At 43.9% G+C, this 19504-nt stretch carries 11 protein-coding genes; 9 read left to right on the forward strand and 2 right to left on the reverse strand.

What is annotated here, in order from left to right:
* The first annotated feature begins 2 nt into the window (after positions 1 to 2).
* From JV36_RS0117505 to JV36_RS0117515, 3 genes are all read left to right on the forward strand, one after another.
* The gene (locus JV36_RS0117505) at positions 3 to 3122 is read left to right on the forward strand and encodes an efflux RND transporter permease subunit (RefSeq protein WP_032096678.1); all 3120 of its coding nucleotides are present in this window, start codon (positions 3 to 5) and stop codon (positions 3120 to 3122) included.
* 81 nt (positions 3123 to 3203) lie between these two features.
* Positions 3204 to 4409 carry a mechanosensitive ion channel family protein gene (locus JV36_RS0117510; RefSeq protein ID WP_052010231.1) on the forward strand — a complete coding sequence of 402 codons (1206 nt, stop codon included), beginning with the start codon at positions 3204 to 3206 and terminating at the stop codon, positions 4407 to 4409.
* 96 nt (positions 4410 to 4505) lie between these two features.
* Complete coding sequence (locus JV36_RS0117515) at positions 4506 to 5063, forward strand: cold shock domain-containing protein (RefSeq protein WP_032096677.1); 558 nt, start codon at positions 4506 to 4508, stop codon at positions 5061 to 5063.
* 155 nt (positions 5064 to 5218) lie between these two features.
* On the opposite strand, the gene JV36_RS0117520 is transcribed toward JV36_RS0117515, so the two are convergent.
* Together JV36_RS0117520 and JV36_RS0117525 are read right to left on the reverse strand one after the other, a co-directional pair.
* Positions 5219 to 7612 carry a fatty acid cis/trans isomerase gene (locus JV36_RS0117520; RefSeq protein ID WP_032096676.1) on the reverse strand — a complete coding sequence of 798 codons (2394 nt, stop codon included), beginning with the start codon at positions 7610 to 7612 and terminating at the stop codon, positions 5219 to 5221.
* 261 nt (positions 7613 to 7873) lie between these two features.
* Positions 7874 to 8650 (reverse strand): pirin family protein, encoded by a 777-nt coding sequence (locus tag JV36_RS0117525; protein ID WP_032096675.1) that lies wholly within the window; start codon positions 8648 to 8650, stop codon positions 7874 to 7876.
* Positions 8651 to 8996: 346 nt separating this feature from the next.
* Between JV36_RS0117525 and JV36_RS0117530 the strand changes: the two genes are divergently transcribed.
* The 6 genes from JV36_RS0117530 to JV36_RS0117555 all read left to right on the forward strand — a co-directional run bounded on the left by JV36_RS0117530 (position 8997) and on the right by JV36_RS0117555 (position 19456).
* Positions 8997 to 9596: an FMN-dependent NADH-azoreductase gene (locus JV36_RS0117530; protein ID WP_032096674.1), complete on the forward strand. Its 600-nt coding sequence runs from the start codon at positions 8997 to 8999 to the stop codon at positions 9594 to 9596.
* Positions 9597 to 9763: 167 nt separating this feature from the next.
* Positions 9764 to 11899, forward strand: a complete 2136-nt coding sequence (locus JV36_RS19355; RefSeq protein WP_052010230.1) for a FlgO family outer membrane protein — start codon at positions 9764 to 9766, stop codon at positions 11897 to 11899.
* Between the two features lie 213 nt (positions 11900 to 12112).
* Positions 12113 to 12502 (forward strand): hypothetical protein, encoded by a 390-nt coding sequence (locus JV36_RS0117540; RefSeq protein WP_032096673.1) that lies wholly within the window; start codon positions 12113 to 12115, stop codon positions 12500 to 12502.
* Between the two features lie 126 nt (positions 12503 to 12628).
* On the forward strand, positions 12629 to 13948 hold the full coding sequence (locus tag JV36_RS0117545) for an efflux RND transporter periplasmic adaptor subunit (RefSeq protein ID WP_032096672.1): 1320 nt from the start codon (positions 12629 to 12631) through the stop codon (positions 13946 to 13948).
* Positions 13949 to 13959: 11 nt separating this feature from the next.
* Complete coding sequence (locus JV36_RS0117550) at positions 13960 to 17085, forward strand: efflux RND transporter permease subunit (protein WP_032096671.1); 3126 nt, start codon at positions 13960 to 13962, stop codon at positions 17083 to 17085.
* Positions 17086 to 17500: 415 nt separating this feature from the next.
* A complete protein-coding gene (locus JV36_RS0117555; protein ID WP_032096670.1) occupies positions 17501 to 19456 on the forward strand; it encodes a methyl-accepting chemotaxis protein in 1956 nt (651 codons plus the stop codon).
* Positions 19457 to 19504 lie beyond the last annotated feature (48 nt).

The following is a 19504-nucleotide window of genomic DNA, read 5'->3' on the forward strand; positions in this document are numbered from 1 at the left end:
TTATGTTTTCTCGCTTTTTCATCAACCGCCCTATTTTTACCGCCGTAATCGCGCTCCTTATTATGGGAAGCGGCGCATTTTCAGTAATGAATCTTCCGCTAGAGCAGTACCCGAATATCGCGCCACCTAAAGTCTCTATTAGCGCAAGTTACCCCGGTGCATCGGCAAAGACCATGGAGGTTACGGTTACTCAAGTTATTGAGAAGAGCCTCACGGGTATCGACAACTTGCGCTACATTCAGGCGCAAAGCTCTTCTGCCGGCACGGCGTCAATTACCTTAACCTTTGAACCAGGTACCGACCCCGATATTGCGCAGGTACAAACCCAGAACAAAGTATCCCAAGCGCAATCTGCGTTACCGCCCATTGTGCAGCAGCTTGGCATTGCAGTAGAAAAGGCAGGCAGCAGTTATGCGCTGCTAGTCAGTTTTTTCTCAAAAAGTGGCGAGATGAACCGCAACGAGATTTCAGACTTTCTAGTGTCGAATCTTGAAGAGCCATTAAGTCGGGTTAATGGGGTGGGGCAAATACAAACCTTCGGCCCTGAAAACGCCATGCGCATATGGCTTAATCCTAACGCCATGAACAATTACAACATTACCGCACTCGATGTCACTAATGCTATTGAGCAACAAAATGTGCAGTTAGCAACGGGTGAAATTGGCGGAGCCCCATCGGTAGAAGGCCAACAATTAAATGCCACTATTACTGCGCAGTCGCTGCTAACCACGCCTGAAGAATTTGAAGCTATTTTATTACGCTCAGATTTGAACGGCGCGAGTTTAACGTTAGGCGATGTTGCTCGTATTGAAGTGGGTGCAGAAAATTACAGAGTGCTTGGACGATGGAACGGAAAACCCGCTTCCGGTATTGCCATTGAGCTTGCGCCATCGGCTAATGCGCTTGCCACAATAGAAGCCTTGAAAGCGCGAATTGATGAATTTAAAAGCATCATTCCAGATGATTTGGATATTGCTTATCCTGTCGATACGTCGCCTTTTATCCGCGCGTCTATTTTCAACGTGCTTGAAACCCTCGTGATTGCGGTGGTGTTAGTGGTGCTAGTGATCTACATTTTTCTGCAAACGCTAAGAGTCACTTTAATTCCGGCTGTTGCCATACCTGTTGTTTTGCTAGGTACCTTTAGCTTTTTATTGCTGTTTGGTTATTCCATTAACGTACTTACCATGTTTGCCCTTGTGTTAGCGATTGGCATGTTAGTCGACGATGCGATAGTGGTTACCGAAAATGCCGAAAGAAAGCTTGAGGAAGATGAAAGCCTGTCGCCTAAAGAGGCCGTAAAAAATGCGATGGCAGAAATTTCTTCTGCACTGGTGGGCACAACGGTAGTCATTTGGGCGGTATTCTTGCCCATGGCGCTATTTAGCGGCTCGGTTGGCGTTATTTACAGGCAGTTCGCTATTACGATATCAGTTGCAATGGGGATATCACTGTTTATTGCCCTTACCTTATCGCCAGCGCTTTGCACATTGTTGCTGCAATCAGGTGGAAAGAAACAAAGCACAAAGGCACTGCAGTGGTTTAATACTGGTTTCGACAAGATCAAAAATAGTCACAATTCCCTGTTAGAAAAATTGCTGAACAATAAAATAATTTTACCTGCTGTGTTCATTGTATTAGTGGCTGGAAGCATGTGGATCTTCGGTCGAATTCCGACTTCGTTTTTACCTGAAGAAGATCAAGGCCGAATGTTTACCTTGGTGTCTGGGCCTCCTGGCTCAACGCTTCAGCAAACTCGAGAAAAGATGGCCAAGCTTGAAGACTTTTATCTCAACGAAGCGAGTGATGCAGTAGAGGGTTTGTTTACTGCAGCTGGTTTTAGCTTTGCAGGGCAAGCGCAGAATGTAGGTATTGCGTTTGTACAAATGAAAGATTGGGAAAAGCGTGGCGAACAAAACAGCGTTTTTAACATTAAGCAACGCGCCGCAAAGGCGTTGGCACCGGTGAAAGACGCTATGATTATTCCCCTTGTACCGCCGCCTGTGAGTGCGTTAGGTAACGCCAGTGGTTTTCAGCTGCAGCTGATTGACCGCGAAGGAGCAGGGCACGAAGCAATGAAGCAGGCGACTCAGCAATTATTAAAAGCTGCCAACGAAAGCCCATTGCTGTCTCAAGTTCGTTTTAATGGCCTTGCTGACAACCCTCAATATAGCTTAGATATAGATACGCCAAAGGCGCTGGCGCTAGGGGTACCAATATCAACAATAAATCAAACGTTAAGCGTTGCCTTAGGCGGTCGCTATGTGAATGATTTTGTCGATAGCGGTCGCATTAAACGGGTTTACGTTCAGGCCGATAATGAATATCGAATGCTGCCTGCTGATATCGATAATTGGTATTTGCGCAACAGCAGCGATGGCATGGTACAGCTTAGCCAAATAGCAGAGGGTAAGTGGTCTTACGGCCCTTCTAAATTAACGCGCTTCAATGGCGGGTCTGCAAGAGAAATACAGGGCTCGACGCCACCAGGAGTGAGTTCAGGCGAAGCGTTAAAAGAGTTAGAGCGAATTGCAGAATCACTCGATAATGGTTTTGAAATTGCGTGGACGGGGTTATCTTACGAAGAAAAAGAAAGTGGTAGTCAAACGCTGCTACTTTACAGCATTACCGTGGTGGTGGTGTTTATGATTTTAGCCGCTTTGTATGAAAGCTTGGTGATACCCATTGCTATTATATTGGTGGTGCCGTTAGGTATTTGCGGTGCAGTATTAGCAACCTGGTTAACCGGTCAATCAAACGATGTGTATTTTCAAGTAGGGCTGCTAATGACCATTGGTTTAGCGGCTAAAAATGCTATCTTGATTGTGGAGTTTGCACAGCGCAACTATAAGCAAGGGATGGACGCTTACGACGCTGCCATCAACGCCGCAAGTCAGCGCTTTCGCCCCATTATTATGACATCGCTTACTTTTATTTTAGGCGTAATGCCCTTAGCGTTTGCTTCCGGCCCGGGCTCAGGTGCACAAAATGCAATTAGCATAGGCGTACTTGGCGGGATAACCATGACCACAGTGTGCGTTGTGTTCTTTGCTCCGTTTTTGTTTGTGTGGGTACGTCGCATTGGTAAAGGGTCTGACGATAACGCTGAAAAGACCAGCTAGAACTGTATCAACCATCTAACGCTACAGGATTAACTAACGCGCCTTCATTTAACATGAGGGCGCACACCAAGGATTAAGGTTATGTTTGCATTTTCATCAAAAGCCATGCTGCCGAGCGGTGCGGGATCAAGTAGCAGTCTATTAATCAATAAGCTAAAACTCACAGCGTCTTCTTTGGTGCAAAGCACTGATGGTGGAGGCGCTATTTCTAGTCTATCTAATGCGCAATCGCTTTTAGCCCAGCTTTGGGAGAGCTTTGTTTATCGCTTGCCCGGTTTAGCCCTTGGCATTGTTGTGATGGCTGTCTTTATCTTTTTAGCCCCTCATGTTGCCAGCTTACTTGTAAAGCCTATGACGCGAGCGACAACGTCGCCTTTACTACGCTCTGTTATACAACGAAGCATCAGCTTAGTGCTTATGTTGCTCGGAATTTATTTGTTTCTGTTTTTGGCGGGTTTAACGGGCTTTGCCATTGCCGTTGTCAGCGGGACGGGGGTCGTAGGGCTTATTTTAGGTTTTGCGTTTAGGGACATTGCAGAAAACTTTATTTCAAGCCTACTGCTTACCATCCAGCGGCCTTTTCGCATAGGCGATATTGTTCAGATAAATGATTTTACGGGCATTATTCAAAAAGTGACGGCACGTGCCACCACATTGGTAGATTTTGACGGTAATCACATTCAAATACCTAACGCGACAATTTATAAAGGCGTGATAAAGAACTTAACGGCTAACCCGCTAATGCGAGGACATTTCGTCATTGGAGTAGGGTACGACGCTGATATACAGCGAGCACAACAAATAGCGCAAAGTGTTATAGCCGAACAGCAAAACGTGCTTGATGATCCAGAGCCTCAAACGCTTATCGATACGTTAGGTGCCTCTAGCTATAATGTGAAAGTGTATTTTTGGGTTAATGTAGAAAAAACGAGTGTTGTCAAAATGTCTTCAGTGCTAATGCGTAATATTACCAAAGCCTTTTTGGATGCAGAAATCAGCATGCCTGATGATGCAAGAGAGCGCATATTTCCCCAAGGCATCATGGTTGAAAAAGCGGCAAACCAAGAAGAAGCAGGTGTTGATAAAGAAGACCGCAGTGGCAATAAGATGAAAGAAAATAGAGAAAGTAAGTCATCACAGGATACAACGCCCAATCAAGCCGAAAATAACTTTAATACGGCTGAGCATAGCCGTGTTTCAGATGATGATGTAGCGTCTGAAGCGCATGAGATTAGAGAGCAGGCCCGTAACTCGAGAGACCCTGAGGGGGGCGAGAATATTCTTTAAAAGTTGTTTTTTCAAAAAGCGTCAGGCCATACTTGAAAAGAAGCAGACAATGTAGTTAATTACTATTACACGGAAGATAATCATCAAAGGACTGAGATGAAATTGCACGGACGACTGAGTAAATGGAATGACCAAAGAGGCTATGGGTTTATTACGGATGACAGTAATGGGGAAGAAATTTTCGTTCATATATCCGCTTTCCCCCAGAGCAGCAATAGGCCAGAAGTAGGTGAAGTGTTGTCATTCGACATCGATATTGACATCGAACGCAATGGCAAGCGTAAAGCGGTTAACTTAAAGCGCCTTTCTCGATTGTCCTCGAATTCTTCAAAGCCACATCGCCTAAAAAAGAAATCCTCGCTCAACGTATCGAACGTTTTAGGAATGTGTACGTTAATGATTGTGGGCTTCGTATTTTACCCAACCATTGTTCAATTTTTTAAAGACGAAGGCCTTATAGATTCGTCTTTAAAAGATATGCCTTTAGTACCTCTTACTACTGTGGAAAACACGCAGTTTACATGCGATGGGCGTCAACACTGCAGTCAGATGAACTCACGAGCTGAGGCCGTGTTTTTTATTAGAAATTGCCCGAATACCAAAATGGACGGAGACAACGATGGAAAGCCTTGTGAGAATGACTCAAGGTTTTAAGCAGCTTTAGTTAGATGTTGAGTTAACTAGCTAGTTTGCATATGCGGTTGAGCATGCTTAGCGCTGGCCAAATAAAAAGCGCCATACCTTGGCGCTTTTTATCACTGCTCACTCTCATACTCCTGCTGGGAGAAGTCATCCCCCCGCAGTTTTCTCTACCTGTTTTCCAACCGGTTAAAGTCTAAATACCCAAACTCAGTAGGGTAGGTGTCTTTAAAATAGCTGTGCATGTTGTCAGCATAGTCCCAAAATTTAGGGTTTGTGCGTCTCACGCCATAGGTGTCTAGCAATGCTGCATAATCCGGTTCTGACCCCATTTTCTTGATGCGTGAGGCGAGGTCTTGTAGCTCGGATATTTCAACCTGTAAAAACGCATTTGGGTGAGAGGTCATAAATCCACTGGCGATAGTGACGGTGTCTTCTTCTGGTAAACGTCTGTCTTCCTCATTAAACAAATGAGAAATATTGGTGTGGGCGCTGTGTCGCAGCATAGTATAAAAGTGTTGTTCATCGTTTGATTTGTCATAAACTCGCACTATGGTTGACTCAGGAAGAAGCGAAATATTTTTGCCCTTAAGCGAGTTTATCGTGTTAAAGCTAGCGATAGCCTCTTTACCTTTAAACCCATTATTTAGGTAATGTCGCTCGCTGATTGTGCCTGTGAATTTACGCTTCATAGTATCGAGTAATTCTTGATAAGGGTTATCAGTTTTGTACTCAATATTAGTTTCTATCTTTGATGTATTGCCTTTATACACAAATTCTTCAACTTCACTCACCGAGCCGCGATACCATTTGCTTCTAATCTTGTCTCTGGTTTCACTTGGTAGCAACGCTAAAAAGTTGAATTCGCCTTCCATGCGCAAAAAGTCCATATACATTCTACTGTTAAGCTGGTGGCCAACGTTGCCGTATACGTCGTAACCCGCTACGAGTAAATAGTGAATGCGCTCAAATAGTGGGTACGTCAACACCCACGCCGTTTGTGGTGTATTTCCAACAAGCCCTTTAACTACACTTGCAGCATCTTTATGCCTAAAAATAGTTAACGCCATATTTTCATTCTCGCCATCACCGTTCCACAGTAAATCAAGATCGATGCTTAACTTGTCTTTTACTTGGGTGTTGATGAATTCAGATTTGGCGTTTAAATATTCACGCTCCATCGCGGCATAGTTCATCCATGCCGTGGGTAGGGCATTGCTTTGCTCTTCAGCGGGCAGCTCAATATTTTGAAGTGCTTGTTGTATAAATTCGCCGTTATTTTGAACCAAATCTAAATCTGGCTCAGAAAATACAACCCAAAAATGATCGTTTATTACGTTTAGCGCCATTTGCCCGCGACATACTGGGCCTTTGATAAATTGCATGATGGTGTTTTGCGCCTCATCAAGCATATAGTTGTATCTCGCATTTATAGGTAGTTGGGCAAATGTAATAAAGGGGTTAGAGGCCTCTTCAGGCTTATACGACGGCATTGAGGTAACCTCGTAATCGTCGTTTAAAAACCAGTCTTCGTATTTATCCATGCGATCGCGGGTAAGTAATACTGGCATATGCGACTTGTGCACTCGCGTTTGTTTTAGTGGCACAATTCTGTAATACACCCGCTCTACGCCTGGGCTGTCGAAGGGCCGACGGGTATGAATACTTTTAATGGGTTGTCCAGGGGCAGTTGAGGAGCGAACCAGCTTGAAAAACTGTTGAGGTTGCTTAGCGTCAAAGTGCAGGTGCACAAGAAAGAGGTGTTCAAATAAATAACGGCTCATTAATTGAGACTTTAAACTGTTGCCGTTTAAAAAGTCTTCCCACGCCATAATGTGCTGCTGATTTTCTTCTGTAATAACAACGTCGTCGCTACCTTTGCCGCCTTGGGCTATCCAGTTGAGAATGAGCGCGTTTTCTTGTTTGTCTAATGCTGGCAACGCATAGGGCATTCCCCATAAAGGGTAATCTTCTTTGAAGTCATCGATATCGTCGATGGTAGGGCATTGATATGCTCTGTTGATATTCAGCGGGTAATCTTCTTTGTTGAGAAGCGCCGGTGTTTCGCTGGCTGTTTTTACTGGCGTATCTTGTTTTAATTGCAGCAGGTGGGCAATAACGCTTGATGATAAGTTTTCATTGGCTGCGGTTTGGTAATCTGTGGATGACAAGTCATGTGAGCTCATTTTGGGCGTGTCAGAATTAACTGCGAAGAAGTCTTTGTCTCGCCATTGAGCTAGCGTATGGCCGTCTTCGAATAGCCGAGTTAAGTTGGCTTCTATTAGCCTTTCACCATCGTAAACCCGCTCTTTGCTCGCGCCTCGTTCAATACCGGAATAAGAGCCCATTTTAAGTTGGCAAGGGGCATCATAACAGGCATGACAAACCACACAGCGCTTGTCTAAAACAGGCTTAACGTCGTCGTGATAATTAACCACTTCACTTGTAAGCGGCACTGAGACAGGTAGCGACTTTGCTTTGATGGGCGTTTGGAAAAAATGATAAATGCCTGACCCAGCTAATAGCACAACGATACACCAAATGGAGGTTGTCCATTTATTCATGCAAAAACTCTCTTTTAAATTAATTTGTTATCACGGTGTTTTTTAACTGTATGTTAAGACCGGGAGTGATTGCCTAAATGTTGTGTTGACATAACATCAAGATAACCCTACTCATGTGTACGAACAGCCTTTATCTTACGACTATACAGTAGCCGGAGGGCAGGTGGTAGAAAAGAGGAAAAATGTTCATGTGCTATCGCAAGAAGGTGACCACTTCTCCCGTTTCTTTAACATTTTTCCCTCATCTTATCATCATTTGAGCTAGACAGGAGGTAAATCAAACCAAAGCGCCTCAATACGGCTGGTTGCTGTTATGTGAACTCGCTCATTTGTGCCGATAGCAAAAGCATCTCCGCCACTAAAAGCCTGATTATCGAGCGTCTCTGAGCTTATGCTATTAATAGTAGCGCTCTTGATATCATCGGCTTTGGTGTCAGGGGGCAAATTATCAGAGCTATTCACTTGAGCGTCACCACTGATAATGTGCAAATAGCCCGTTCGATTCGCGGTGTTTAAGCTATAGGTCTCTCCTTTATCTAACATTAGCCTATAAATACTGGCATCTTGATTTATTGACAGTGTTCCATCGTTGCCTTGGGGGGTAACTAAAGGAGTAAGCGCGCCTTTTTGTGCTACTGCGTTTTGTTCATAGCTTGGCTCAATTCCTTTTTTATCCGGTAAGATCCAAATTTGTAGAAATTTTACTTTCTCATTTTTTGAAGCATTGAACTCTGAGTGGGTAACGCCTCGTCCTGCGCTCATGCGCTGAATATCGCCTGCTGGCACTACATATTTATTGCCGCTGCTGTCTTCATGTTTTAGTGCGCCCTCAATAACGTAAGACACAATTTCCATGTCTCGGTGCCCGTGGGTGCCGAACCCTTGCCCCGGCATGACTTCATCTTCATTGATCACCCGTAACGCCGAAATACCCATATGCTGTGCATCATAGTAGTGTCCAAATGAAAAGCTGTGCTTACTTTGTAACCAGCCTAAGTTCACGTCGCCTCGTTCGTCTGCTTTTCTAATATAAATCATTTGAATGTCCTCACTTCATTTCAATAAGGTTACTGTAGTCCTAACGATGAATTTAGAAAATTGCTTTAAAAAGGTTGTTTCATTCTTTTTATTAGAATGTATCGCGAGCCCTATATTAGCGGCTGTTACTCTTCCTTGTGTTTCTATGGGTTCTTCTTGTTATGTGGTGTAGTGCTTATCAAATAACAAAATAGTAATTGCGGCGTATTTTCTTTTTATTCGTTTTATTGGAATGAATGATGCGTTTTTAACATATTTATTTTCTTGCGCTTTCATTCAATACTTTGACTTAGCATTTGTGATGTTTCACTAAGTCAACACGCCCTAATATTGAAGGAGAAAACGAATGAGCACTATTTTACTACTGAAATCGTCACTTAATGGTGACCAAGGAAATTCATCTATCTTAGCTAACGCGCTGGTAGAGAGAATCAAGTCCCAATCTGAACAAAATAGCCAAGCAAATAATGATGTAACGGTGATAGAAAGAGACCTTGCTGCTGATAATCTACCTCACTTAACACAAGCTGAAATGGCCGCGTGGGCTAATAAGGGTGGAGATGAACTCGCCACATTATCAGATACGTTAATCAACGAACTAAAAAGCAGCGATACGGTTGTTATTGCCATGCCTATGTACAATTTTGGCGTGCCCTCTACCTTTAAAGCATGGGTCGATCGCATAGCGCGTGCTGGCGTTACCTTTCAGTACACGGAAAACGGCCCGGTCGGCTTGTTAGAAAACAAGAAGATAGTAGTAGTAGCCGCGCGAGGCGGTATTTATGAAGGCACACAAAAAGACACCCAATCTCAATATCTAAAGGATTTCTTCGGGCTGATTGGCCTCACTGATGTTTCTTTTATCTATGCAGAAGGCTTGGCTATGCCAGACGGCGAAGCACGAATGAAAGCAGCTGAACAGGTCGTAAATGCGTTTAGCCTATAGTTATTAAATTTAGGATTAATTCAGGTAGGCGAATGATTGCGTTTAACCGAACGCAATCAGCGCCTTTCAGATACAGCACAAAATAAATACATCATTTGCTTGTTCGATAATTGTACTGCTGGTGTTTATCTATTATGGTGGGTATATAAAAATAACTGGCAGGACGCATGAAGATTTTTTCCGAGTTTAAACGTCGCAACGTATTTAAGGTTGCTAGTGTTTATTTGGTGACATGCTGGATTATTTTGCAAGTAGTTGCTGTTCTTTCTCCCGCCTTACATTTGCCAACACTGTTTAGCACGATTATTACCGTCATTCTCGTTATAGCATTTCCTTTTGTATGCATTTTTGCTTGGGCATTTGAATTAACCCCTGAAGGGCTAAAGCGCACTTACGAGGTTGATATCAATGAGTCAATTGGTAAGCACACTGGCAGCAAAATTAATTACCTACTCGCTATCTCGCTCACGTTTGCTCTTGGTTTCATTTCCTATCAAAACTGGTTTATTGACTCTGCGGATGACAGTGCAGAGCGCTCTATTGCAGTTCTGCCGTTCGAAGACATGAGTCCAGATAGTTCACAGAGTTACTTCGGAGATGGCATAGCCGAAGAGATTTTAAATTCACTGGCGCGCTTAAATAAATTAGTGGTAATAGCCCGTACCTCGTCATTTAACTTTAAAGACAGCAATAGTGATATTCGCGAGATAGGGAAAAAGCTAAATGTAAACTATGTACTTGAGGGCAGTGTTCGAAAAGATAAAAATCAACTACGTATTACTGCGCAGCTTATCGAAGTAAGCAGTGGTGCGCATATTTGGTCACAAACCTATGATCGGACGCTAGACAGTATTTTTGCGGTACAAGATGAACTGACTTACGCTATCACACAGGCTCTAAAATTAAATTTACTGCCTGAGCAAGTTGAACAAGAAGCTGGAATGACGAAAAATCCAAAGGCCTACGAATTATTTATTAAAGGTAGAGAATTTTCTTATCAACGAACCTCAGAGTCGTTGCAACAAGCCGCGGATATATTGCAACAAGCCATTGAGCAGGATCCTCAGTTTCACCTCGCAAAAGCACAGCTATTTATGGTGCACGAACTGGCCTCATATTACGGTGGATTTACCAGCGAAGAATCTCAGGCAGAAAAAGATCGTTTATTTTGGGAATTAACAACCGCGCCAGATTTTCCGCTTAAAACACTGGTAACAGCAGTACAGGCGGAGAAAAACTATAAACTTGAAAGAAGTATGACGCTGTATCAAATGGCTTATGAGCAGTCACCAAACGATCCGCTTATCCAAAACGTTAGCACGCTTAGTCTCGATGAATATCAAGACATGATTAAGCGGCGGGAGCAGATTCTCAGAACAAATCCACAAAGTCAGATAAATGTGGCGAACTTAGTCTATTTGTATCTTGTCGCTGAACAGCCCCAGCGAGCAGAACAGCTTTTATCGACAATGAATACACAATTTAAAGAAAGTTCGGCGAATTTTATCGCAAGTTTCTATTATTACTACGCTTATAAACAAGACATTAAAAAAACGTTGGAGTTAATTAATACCTATCGTGGTGAGCCTAATGCAGAGTACAGAAGGGTAAAGTCCTCAGTTAATATACTTAGTGGTAACATTAATGTTGCGCTTGCTTATATGAGTGACGAGCTTGACCAATTACCAGACACTTCAGAGGATTTCTTTAACGCTTATTTACTCCTCCTCGACTTAGAAACGAAAGGCAAATTAACCGAAAAACAGCAAGTTCGCTATCGTCAATTACCAGTTACCGAGGAGTTTCAAAATAGAGTGCAAGCATCCTATAAGCTGGAGCAAGGAGATGAGACGCTGTATGAAAAACAGCAGCAATTAGCAGGCGCAACTTCAGCTGAGTTCTCTCAACAAGTAGATCTTTACAAGTCTGAACCTTATTCCTACGCGGCAATTAAAAAATTTAAGGGAGACGATAGATATGCTCGGGAACTAGGAAGCGCCATAGAGCCTGCGGCCTCGGCATGCCAACAAACACAAAATAAGCTTAGCTGGACTTGTGCAGGCTATATGTATCTAGTCAAAGACGATTCAAAAATAAATCCAAAAAGTATGTTTAACCGCCAACCGCTTCTCGATTATGACTCGATAGGAAGTGAGACATTTTTACTCACCTCGCCCCGTTTTTATGGACTAAGTCAGCACCCTGATTTTAAACCCATTGCCACCTCGTTTATCAATAGCACCTTCGGAAAATGGAATCCTGATTTCGCGATAGATGAAACTATCGTGTCTAATCCACAATGATGAGAGAGACATCCATTTTCAAGCACCGCTGTACGATACATTTAGTAAACCTATTGCAGCATGACTAATAATTTTTGATTACGTGCTTGTAACACACTGAATTTGCGTTTATCGCACTCGATGTCTTCAAATTAATTTGTCATTTTTAATTTTCTAGGAATATACTTTTGTCTAAGTGAAGTGGTCTTGTGCCAAGTTATGGTTTAACAGAGTATGGTCTTAGATAATGCACATGGAAGTTATTCGCTGTCTTTGCAGTGCGACACGGTATATTGCGATTATGCCGATGGATTTAATTTAAGTGGCGTTCGAAAACTTACCCTCGACATTCTTTCATTAACCGCCTCGTTAAATGCCTGGGTGCTTTTTCAGCGTCCCACAGAAACTGCGGGCATAACTCATGATGCGATTGGCGAAATGATGGCGGGATACTTTGCTTTTCAACAGGCCGGCTGCAAAGCGGTAGGTATTGTCGAAAACAGTATATTTGTTCACGCAGGTTCCCCGCATAGGCCTTCAAATCTCACCATGCCGTTCATGATTGATAAAGACGAGGAAAAAATTCAGCACTGGCTTTCGCAGATACGCTTATCATCCCGCTAAATGTTTATTTTGTGTTAAACCTTCTTTTTCGCCTTTTTATCGCTTATAGCAGTCCTAAATTTTTAAAACGCCGTATTCTATGTCGTAGAAAACTGATGTAGTGCGCGTACTGCGCGGAGTAAAAATATGGTTAACACCGATAATAACAACAAAAATCAACAATCGATCTATAACAAAAAAGCACCTTGGGTAGTTCATATCATTGTCTCTATCGTTATCCTCATCATCGCTGGGCTAATAGTGAAAGCGATGTTTTCCAGTAAGCCAGAGGCAAGGAAGTGGGGAGGAAGTCAAGCCGCTCCCACCGTCGCCGTTGATGTCATGGATCTCACTATCGATAATTACGAGGTATGGATTGAGTCTTACGGTACGGCGCAACCGCTCACACAAACCGAACTTGTAGCCGATGTTTCCGGTCGCGTGGTCTCGGTTGCTCCTAACATACGAGCCGGGGCGTCATTTAAAAAAGGTGATGTTCTTGTTCGATTAGAAGACAGGGACTTTCGCATTGAAGTGGATATTGCGAAATCTGCGGTTGCAGAGGCCAACGTAAGCTACCTGCAAGAGCTGGCTGAAGCCGATTTTTCAGCGCAACAGTGGAACAAACAGCCTAAAGGTGAGGCCGCTAAACTTTTAGCATTGCGCAAACCTCAGGTTGCCGCTGCCCAAGCGGCGCTTCGCGCAGCAGAGGCAAGGCTAATGGGCGCCCAGCTAAATCTTGAGCGAACCGTTATCAAAGCGCCTTTCGATGGCATGGTGTTGAGTCAGTCTATCGATGTTGGTCAAGTTGTGACGCCATCACAGACTATCGCGTCTATTTACAGCACCGACGTTGTTGAAGTTAGGTTACCTATTAAAACTGCGGAGTTGGAATACTTTTATCTTGGTGAAAACGCCTCCCAAACTGCTGATAACCCCCGCGTTAGATTATACGGCGACTTAGGCACTAAAACTTATCAGTGGGAAGGCGAGATTGTGCGAAGTGAAGGTGCTTTCGACCCTACCACCCGCATGCTATTTCTTGTGGCTCAGGTAGAAGCCCCTTTTCAAGCTACTCAACAAAGGCCAGCGCTACGAGTAGGTCAATTTTTAAGTGCTCGTATCGAAGGGCAGAAACTCAATGATGTATTTGTCATTCCTCGTCAAGCTGTGTCTCAGAACAATATGGTAAGTGTGGTGGACGAAGGAGTCTTAAGAAAAAGGCCCATCACTCCGTTATGGACCGACGACAAAAACGTGATTGTTTCTGCCACTAATCGTCAAGTTACTGGCAATGCCAGCAATGTGTTAACGCCAAACGATCAGTTAATTCTTACCCCTACAGCCAACATTCCCGATGGCACAAAGGTGAAGTCACTGGCCGATAGCTTGCCAGAGACGTCGTCAGCTAAAAAATCGCTTCAGGCAAAGACTGCTGACAGTGCAAAAAACACTGAACAACAGTAGGAGATGCCAACATGATTGCATGGTTTGCTAAAAATGATGTGGCGGCGAATATCTTACTTGCCGTAATTTTTATCTCAGGGCTGTATGTTGTATCAAACCATATCCCCGTTGACTTGTTTCCCGAATTTGAACAGCGCAGCGTGCGAGTTACCATGTCTCTGCCTGGTGCATCGCCTCAGGAAGTTGAGGAAGGGATCACCATTCGTATAGAAGAGGCTGTTCAAGACTTAGAGGGAATACGAGAACTTAACTCATCAAGCAGTGAGGGCAGTGCATCGGTCACTATCGAAGTTGAGGAAGGATACAACGTACGGGAAGTGCTTGATGATGTAAAAATAAAAGTAGATGCCATCAATAACTTTCCGGTTGATGCTGAGAATTTACTTATTCAAGTTCCCCAATGGCGAAGAGACGCCATTGGGGTAGTGCTGTATGGCGATTACGACCCCATAACGCTGCGCCGATTAGCAGATACAGTGCGTGATGAACTGGCTGCCATTAACGGTATTTCTCAAGTTGAAGTGGGGGGAACCCTTCCTTTTGAAATTTCTATCGAGATCCAAGAATTGGTGCTCAGAAAGTACGATTTAACCTTGGAGCAGGTTGCTACCGTTATTCGTCAAAACGCAACCGATGTGTCAGCAGGTAACCTAAAGACCGAAGGCGGTGATATTTTCATCCGTAGCAGAGGCCAAGCCTATAACGCTGATGAATATGCAAATATTCCTATAGTCACCACGCAAGACGGCACAATGATTAAGTTGGGCGACCTGGCGAATATTGTAGATGCTTTTGAAGAAACGCCGCTTAAAACACGGTTTAACGGAATGCCAGCTGTGGAAGTAGAGGTATTTCGCACCGGTGATGAAAGTATTATTGAAGTTACCCAAGCGGTAAAAGATTACGTAGTAGCAAAACAATCGCAAATGCCTGAAGGGTTAAGTTTAGATTTTTGGCGAGACAGAAGTGAGCCAATTAAAGCCCGTCTTGCAACGTTATCGACTAGTGCTTGGCAGGGGGCGCTATTGGTGATTACCTTACTTGCCCTATTTTTGCGACCGTCGGTGGCGTTTTGGGTGTGTTTAGGCATTCCCATGAGTTTTATGGGGGCGTTCTTACTGATGCCTGTGTTCGACGTTACGCTAAACCTAATGAGCCTATTCGCTTTTATTCTGGTGCTAGGCATAGTGGTGGACGATGCCATCGTGACCGGGGAAAATGTTTACGCCCATTTAGAACGTGGCGAAAACCCTCTCGATGCGGCCATTAAAGGCACGCAAGAAGTTGCGGTACCAGTTACGTTTGGTATTTTGACTACAGCGGCGGCTTTCTTGCCACTCGCTTTTCAAACAGGCAGGGGAAGTTGGTATGCGGCTATTCCGTTTGTCATCATCCCAGTATTGCTGTTTTCATTAATTGAATCGAAATTTATTTTGCCCGCTCACTTAAAACATGTGAAACCCCGTGGCGACAAACCAGCCTCAAAGCTGTCAGAAATTCAAAAGAAGGTTGCTCGCTCTTTAGAAGTTCTTATTGAACGAGCGTATCAACCTGTATTAGCCCGCGCAATGCAGTGGCGCTATGCATCGTGGGTGCTCATGTTTTCAGTGCTGGTGATTATTATTGGTTCTATCGCCAGTGGACAAACCAAGTTTGTTTTCTTCCCAAGAGTTCAAAGTGAGGTGGCAACTGCTACCTTAGTCATGCCTGCGGGAACGGCATTTGAAAGCACGGATCGCATCGTAAAATCTATCACGGGTCATGCTCAAGCGCTTCGCGAGGAGTACCTTGATGAAGATACCGGTGAGTCAGTCATTCGAAATATTTACTCAGTGAGTGGTGGAAGAAATTCCACCACAGGTAGAGTGCAAATTGATTTAGTGCCGCCTGAAAAACGCACGGTAGACGTATCTACACGAGAAGTGGTTAACGAGTGGCGTAAACGCGTTGGCCAAATTGCTGGTGCAGAACAGCTTAACTATCGCGCTGAAATTGGTGGATGGGGCGGCTCGCCCGTGGATGTTGAGCTTAAAGGCAGAGACACCAATGCACTTAACGAGCTTGGTGAAAAGCTGAAAACAAAAATGGCGGAATATGCGGCTGTTTTCGATATCGAAGACTCATTGTCAGATGGTAAAGAAGAACTTCAGCTTGAATTAAAACCCGAAGCTCGACTGCTAGGGTTAGACCTTAATACTGTGGCAAGGCAAGTTAGACAAGCGGTGTTTGGGTTTGAAATTCAGCGCATTCAGCGAGGCCGAGAAGAGGTACGCGTGATGGTGCGTTACCCATTACAAGCTAGGCAGTCTATTGAGACCCTCGAACAAATGATGATCCGCATTGGACCGAACCAAGAAGTGCCACTTTGGCAAGTAGCAGATGTGATCCCCGGGTTTAGCCCAGACAGCATTTTGCGCGTAGATAGACAAAGAACACTTTCAGTTACCGCAGACTTTGATAAAAAGAATGGCGATTTAACCCTTGTGCAAGCAGAGGTAAACGATTGGTTATCTGAGCAGTTAGGTCAGTACCCTGGCGTTAGCTTTGAAATGGCAGGTGAAGCGCGAGACCAAGAAGAGTCGTCTCAAGGGCTAATTGTAGGAGGAGTGGGTCTGGCAATACTGATTTATATTTTGTTAGCCATTCCGTTTAAGTCGTATTCTCAGCCGATAATTGTAATGTCTGTTATACCTTTTGGCCTTGTTGGCGCTGTTATTGGCCACTGGATCATGGGTATGGACTTAACGCTTTTAAGCTTTATGGGCATGCTTGCGCTTTCGGGGGTTGTGGTGAACGACTCATTAGTATTAGTCGACTATATAAATCAAAAGCGTCTTGAAGGCGTAGCCCTTAAAAAAGCGGTTTACGATGCTGGTGGTCGACGCTTCAGGCCCGTACTACTTACATCGCTTACGACTTTCGCGGGGCTGATGCCGCTGTTATTTGAAAAGTCGACTCAGGCTCAGTTTCTTATTCCAATGGCAGTAAGTCTTGGTTTCGGCATTTTGTTCGCGACCGTGATTACTTTATTTATTGTTCCGCTAAACTACCTCATTCTTGAGGATATAAAGCGGTACTTTAGAGGCTACGGTAAAGACATGAAGGGGCTAGTAAAAGGAAAAAACGCACAAAGTTAATTCAATGATATCGCCAGAGACGGGGCTTCAACACGTGTGCAATGCCGTATAGCATGAAAACACGTGTTATTGTAAGCATATTAGCGAGCCCCGTCGCTTTCTTCTCTGCAAGGTGCAAAGCCTGAGCTATTGCCCAAGTTAACGTCTAAACTAACCCCTATGCTCGCGGCTTTACTTCTTACCTTAATACCAGCTTAAAGCTGCTGTTCAGATGCCATAGCTATATCGATAAGTATCTCGATAACTATTTCGGTAACTAAGTCGATAAAGAAAGCGAGAACTCCGCAGAAATTTCACAAAATCTTCTCCCATACTTACGAAAAACCGTCTTTACTGATAAGGTTATTAGTACACGCCTTCCGCGGTGACCATTGCATGGTAAACCCGTTTAACGCAACGCAAAGAGAAGTGGCAGATGAAAATAAGAAGTAAGCTGATAACTGCATTTTTAGTAGCGGTAACCGTTCCTATCATTGTTTTAGTTGTAACAACGACAGTGCAAACCTTTACACAATCTCGCAATTACTTCGTCAATAGTGCATCCCAAGAAATAAAACAAATAGATAATGCGTTTGAATTGTTTTTTGAAGGAATGAAAGAGCACGTTCGCTACCTTTCTGACGACGTGAGAGTAAAGTCAGCGGCAAATACCTCAATTACCAACTACATCAACCGCTCTGCAGACATGACCCCCTTAAGTAACGGGGATATAGAGAGAAACATTTATGAGTTTCACGGTCAGTTTCGAGAAAAGCATCCCAATTTACTGAATGTCTACATGGGAACAGAGACGGGGGGCTTTATTCAATATCCTGCTGAACCTATGACTAATTACGATCCTCGCAAGCGGCCTTGGTACGAGCAAGCAAAGCAAGCGGGGGGGGAGGCGATTATTACCTCACCTTATCAAGGGGTGTCTGGCGGACCGATGATTTCCATTGCCACCACAATAGAGTCTGACAGCGGCAGTGTAATAGGTGTTCAGTCTATTGACGTGACCTTAGATACGCTAACGCGACTGGTTAACGATGTTAAAATTGGCGAGTCGGGATACGTCATTTTAGTTGACGATAATGGTGTGGTACTGGCTGACCCACGCAATAAGAGCAATAACTTTAAAAACGTGAGTGAGTTGCAAAATTTAGCCATGTACAAAGCGTTGCAAACACAAAGAGACAATACGTTTTCTGTCGATACTAAAGAGGGTGAGGTGACGGTTACGAAATACAGCTCTCCTAACTTGAAGTGGCAGTTTATTGGGGTAATCGAAAGTTCGGATATTGAAGCGCCGGCAAGAAATATTGTGACCACCATGATGATTGTACTTGTTGTAATGCTAGTGCTTTGCAGTGTGCTTGGTGTGCTGCTCGCCGATAAAATTGTTGCGCCTATTTTGCATATTAGTCGAAGCTTAAAAGGTATCGCTGACGGAAAAGGAGATTTAACCCAGCGTTTAGACGTTAAAACACGGGATGAAATTGGTGAGCTTGCCAATTACTTTAACCAGTTTATGAACTCTATTGGCGATTTAATCAGTCAAATAAAAGCCCAAGCACAAACGCTACACAGTTCATCTCAAGACTTTAAAGCGGTAGCTGAGTCGCTTAATCAAGCAAGTGAAAAACAGGAACAATCAATAGAGCACACCGCTACTGCCACCAATCAAATGGCCGCGGCAGCGCAAGAAGTAGCCAGAAGCTGTGTATCAACTCAAGATGCGACAGAGCAAACTGATAATGCAAGTCAAAACGGCCGCTCTATCATTAAAGATACAGTGGTGCAGGTTGAGCAATTGATGACATTGATGCGTGATGCATCATCGGCTACTGATGAGCTTGAAAACGAAAGTGGTAATATCAATAAAATTCTTAATGTCATTCGAGATATTGCTGAACAGACAAATTTATTAGCGCTAAACGCCGCCATAGAGTCCGCCAGAGCCGGTGAGCAGGGTAGAGGTTTTGCCGTGGTCGCCGATGAAGTTAGGACCCTTGCAAAGCGCTCACACGGTGCAACAGAAGAAATTGATAGCATGCTCAACAAGCTTGTAGAGCGAACGCGATTTGTATCAGCGAAAATGACGACAAGTCTTGAGCAGTCCGAGCAGGCTACCACGCAGTCAAATGAGGCAAGCGAAACTTTTGAGAAAATTGGGCTGCTGGTGCAGCAAATTATGAATCAAATCACGCAAATTGCCACAGCAGCTGAACAGCAATATCAAGTGTCAGAAGAGATAAGCAAAAACATTGTAGGAATGCAGGCCTCAACCTCAGAAGTTAGCAAGGCGTCACAGGGCCTATCGAACAACGCTGAAAACTTGCTGTCGTTATCTGATGATCTTAACGACCTAGTCGGACAGTTTAAGCTGTAGGGTGGGTACGGTAAAAAGCGATAGATATATATAACTATAATCAATCGT

This window comes from Alteromonas sp. LOR, from assembly GCF_000753865.1.
Taxonomy (GTDB): domain Bacteria; phylum Pseudomonadota; class Gammaproteobacteria; order Enterobacterales; family Alteromonadaceae; genus Alteromonas.